The sequence below is a fragment of the Microcella sp. genome (assembly GCF_033763155.1).
Taxonomy (GTDB): Bacteria; Actinomycetota; Actinomycetes; order Actinomycetales; family Microbacteriaceae; genus Microcella.
On record NZ_JANRKZ010000179.1, the window covers coordinates 1 to 3,973 of the forward strand.

At 67.8% G+C, this 3,973-nt stretch carries 3 protein-coding genes and 1 pseudogene; all 4 read right to left on the reverse strand.

The window, feature by feature from the left end; genetic code table 11:
• Positions 1–197 (reverse strand): annotated as a pseudogene (locus tag SFU54_RS07535) (homoserine dehydrogenase); the annotation flags it as partial.
• Positions 194–1,624: a diaminopimelate decarboxylase gene (gene lysA / locus SFU54_RS07540; RefSeq protein ID WP_319015670.1), complete on the reverse strand. Its 1,431-nt coding sequence runs from the start codon at positions 1,622–1,624 to the stop codon at positions 194–196. The gene lysA and the pseudogene SFU54_RS07535, both read right to left, overlap by 4 nt.
• A 461-nt stretch (positions 1,625–2,085) precedes the next feature.
• On the reverse strand, positions 2,086–3,003 hold the full coding sequence (locus tag SFU54_RS07545; protein WP_319015671.1) for a DUF2993 domain-containing protein: 918 nt from the start codon (positions 3,001–3,003) through the stop codon (positions 2,086–2,088).
• Positions 3,004–3,005: 2 nt separating this feature from the next.
• On the reverse strand, positions 3,006–3,973 hold a 968-nt coding region (gene argS / locus SFU54_RS07550; RefSeq protein ID WP_319015672.1), incomplete at its 5' end, for an arginine--tRNA ligase.

Consider the following 3,973-nt stretch of genomic DNA (forward strand, 5'->3'; position numbering starts at 1 on the left):
TCGGTCGTGAGCAGCTCGCGCGGAATCGCCGTGTCGCGTGGGGCGTCGAGGTTGCGCACAGCCACGCCCGCGAGCTCGATGCCGGCGCCAATGCGGGCAGCGAGCTCGTCGCGGTGCGTCAGCAGCTGGTCGGCCACTTGCGATCCGACGCTGCCGCCGCCGAGCACGGCGACACGCAGGTTGCGATATTCGATCACAGCGTTTCTCCTTGAGTGGATGCTCCGGGGTGGTTCACAAAGGCGTCGCGGCTGAGCAGGTCAGCCTCGGTTTCGCCGCGCACGATGACGCGGGCGACTCCGTCACGCACGGCGACGACAGCGGGGCGCGCGAGGTAGTTGTTGTTGCTCGCGAGCGAAAAACAGTAGGCGCCCGTCGCGGGCACGGCCACGAGGTCACCCGGGGCAGTGTCGCCCGGCAAGTAGGCGTCGCGCACGACAATGTCGCCGCTCTCGCAGTGCTTGCCTGCTACGCGCACGAGCACGGGGTCGCTGCTCGAGAGCCGTGACGCGAGGGCCACGCTGTAGTCGGCCGCGTAGAGCGCGGGCCGCGCGTTGTCGCTCATGCCGCCGTCGACACTCACGTAGCGACGCACGGCCGTTGTGCTCTCGTCGACCGTCACGACGACGTCTTTCGTCGTGCCGACTTCATAGAGCGTGACGCCCGCGGGCCCGATGATCGTGCGACCTGGTTCGACCGCAATGCGCGGCATCGGGATGCTCAACTCGCCACACACCGACGCCACCGCGCCCAGCAGTGCGTCGGCGAGCAACTCGATCGCGGGTGCCGCGTCACTCTCGAGATACGCGATGCCGAAGCCGCCGCCGAGGTTGAGCTCGGGAACGTCTCCTCCCGCGCGAAGAGCCGCGTGCAGGGTCAGCAGCCGACGAGCGGCCTCAAGAAAGCCGTCGACCGCGAAGATCTGCGAGCCGATGTGCGAGTGCAACCCGAGAAAGCGCAGGCTAGGGCGAGCGCGAATGGCGGCGACAGCATCCGGAGCATCGGAGAGCGGAATGCCGAACTTTTGGTCTTCGCGAGCAGTCGCGAGGTATTCGTGGGTGTGCGCGTGCACTCCGGAGTTGATGCGCAAGCGCACCGCCTGCACTCGCCCGTGGCGTTCGGCGGCGTCGGCGACGCGCTCGATCTCGACCATCGAGTCGATGACGATCGCGCCGACGCCCACGCCGACCGCACGGTCGATCTCGGCGAGTGACTTGTTGTTGCCGTGCAGCCCGAGACGGGCGGGCTCGACGCCTGCGGCGAGCGCGACCGCGAGCTCTCCCCCGCTGGCCACGTCGATGTTGAGGCCTTCGGCCACCATCCACCGGGCAGCTTCGGTGCAGAGAAAGGCTTTGCCCGCGTAATAGACCGTGGCGGTGGTTCCGTGGGCGGCAGCCGCGGTGTCGAAGGCCTCGCGGGTTCGGGATGCGCGGGCGCGAGCATCCGCTTCGTCGATGACGTAGAGCGGCGTGCCGTAGTCGGCAGCAAGCTCGGTGAGAGCGACTCCCCCGATGCTGATGGGCCCGTCAGCGGTGCGCGCGGCGCTCGACGGCCACACGTGCGCGGGCAGCGCGGCGGCATCGGCCGGCGGCACAAGCCACGACGGCGAGAGCGGGTTGGCGAGCACGACGAAAACCTCACAGGTCGACGAACTGGGGAGTGTGAGGCGAGCGAACCCGGCTTGGTTCCTGAAGCCGAGTACGAGTTTAGCGGTCAGCGGATGCGCGGCTCACAGCGGTGTCGCCACACCCGCACAGCGCGGATTGCGGCGCCGCACCTCACCACGCCACGCCCCGCCCCGCCCCGCAGCATGAGGCTGCGCCACGGCTCCGGCCACGCCAGCGGCGAGGCATCTCCCTTCGCTCCCTCCCGAATCGAAGGAACATGTAGCGTCTTTGCTCCATAACTTCCTGCAATTCGGGAGTCCCCCGCAACAAACCCTGTGCTTGGACGCGCGCCGAGACTGGACGCGCACTGAGACCGCACGCGCACCAAGGCCGCACGCGCACCATGGCCTCACGCGCACCAAGGCCGCACGTGCATCGAAGCCGCACGTGCATCGAAGCCGCACGTCCTGCGCGAGCGCCCCTAGCTGCAGGTGCCGAGCGTCGAGAACTCGGGGCCGCCCAGGGCAACGTTCTCGGCACCGAAGACCACGACGAGCTGTTCGTCGCCCACCTGCACCGCGGTGAGCGCGAGCGCCTGCGGGAGATACTGCGCCACGCAGAACAGGCGCGAGGTGAGCAGAGGCTCGACGATCGGTCCGAATTGCTGTTGCAGGTCGGCAGCATCGAGTCGCTCGTCGCCGAGCACGACACTCGAAGGAGTGAACGCGAGTTGGCCATCCTGTGCCGAAGGCGTCACGCCGAGTCCGACAGAGAAATCGACGCCGAAGAATGAGAAGGCGGTCTGGAAGCGAATCTCGCGCTCGTCAAGCTGCACATCGTTGACGACCGAGCCGGCGAGGAATCCGGCGAGCGCCGCCACATCGGCTTCGGCAACGCGATACACGGCTTGCACCGAATCGGCGGGCTGGGCGGTGTCGATCGGCGTGCCCTCGGCAATCAGGGTCAAGTCACCAACGAGCTCACCGAACGACACGTCAGCCGCGTCGACCGTGACCTTGTCGATGCGACCGCTGAGGGCTTGCCACAACACCGACACACCATCGATCGTCACGTCGACCGGATGATCGGCCTCGAGTTGCAGCGTCGACCGCACCTGATCCGCGATGAGCGCCGACGCCTGCTGGCGCGCGATCGACTCGGCGATGACGGCGACAATGCCGAGCACGACGACGATGCCGACGAGCACGAGAATCGCGACGAGGCCGCGCCGCTTCGTGCGGGGTGCCTGCTCGGACTCCGTCGCGACGGGTTCGGCAACAGTCGTTGCGGTCGCGTCGGCGTCGGCCTCAGGAGCCTCGGTCGCGTCGGCGGTGGACTCAGGAGCCTCGGTCGCGTCGGCCGCCGGCTCGGAGGCCTCGGGTTTCGTGGGGTCGCTCATGATCACATCCGTTCCGGCGCCGAAACGCCGATGAGGGTCAATCCGTTGCGGAGAACTTGACCGGTCGCGTCGTTGAGCCAGAGGCGGGTGCCGTGGATGCTCGAGACCGGCTCATCGCCCTGCGGCGTCACTCGGCACGTGTCGTACCAGCGGTGATACGCCGCGGCGAGTTCTTCGAGGTACCGCGCGACGCGGTGCGGCTCGCGCAGCGATGCAGCCTGCGCGACGATGCGCGGAAACTCCGCGAGCGAGCCGAGCAACACGCTCTCGGTCTCGTCGGTGAGCAACTCGCTCTCGAATACCGAGCGATCCACCCCGGATGCGGCCGCGTTACGCGCCACCTGGTGCGTGCGCGCGTGGGCGTATTGCACATAGAACACCGGGTTGTCGTTCGTGCGCTTCTGCAAGAGCTCGGGGTCGAGCGTCAGGGGCGAGTCGGCCGGGTAGCGGGCGAGGGAGTAGCGCAGGGCATCCGTGCCCAACCACTCGCGCAAGTCATTGAGCTCAATGATATTACCCGCACGCTTCGAGAGCCGCGCGCCGTTGATGCTCACGAGCTGCCCGATGAGCACCTCGATGTCGGTCTCGGGGTTGTCGCCGGCGGCCCCGGCGAGGGCCTTGAGGCGGTGCACATAGCCGTGGTGGTCGGCGCCCAGGAGGTAGATCTTGTGGGCGTAGCCGCGGTCGCTCTTCGAGAGGTAGTAGGCCGCGTCGGCCGCGAAATAGGTGTAGATGCCGTTGCCCCGCTTGATGACGCGGTCTTTGTCGTCACCGAAGTCGGTCGTGCGCACCCAAATGGCGTCATCGAGGTCAAAGACGTGGCCCTGCGCGCGCAATCGGTCGACGGCCTCGTCGATCGGGCTGCGACCCGAGGTCGCGTCGGCCGCGTGCAGCAACCGCTCGCTACACCACCCGTCGAAGTGCACGTTGAACCGTTCGAGCGACTCGCGAATCTCATCGAGCTGCCAGC

What these genes read in the sequence shown, in the direction of transcription:
- SFU54_RS07545 (WP_319015671.1), bottom strand. Translation starts at nt 3,003, where the DNA reads ATGAGCGACCCCACGAAACCCGAGGCCTCCGAGCCGGCGGCCGACGCG.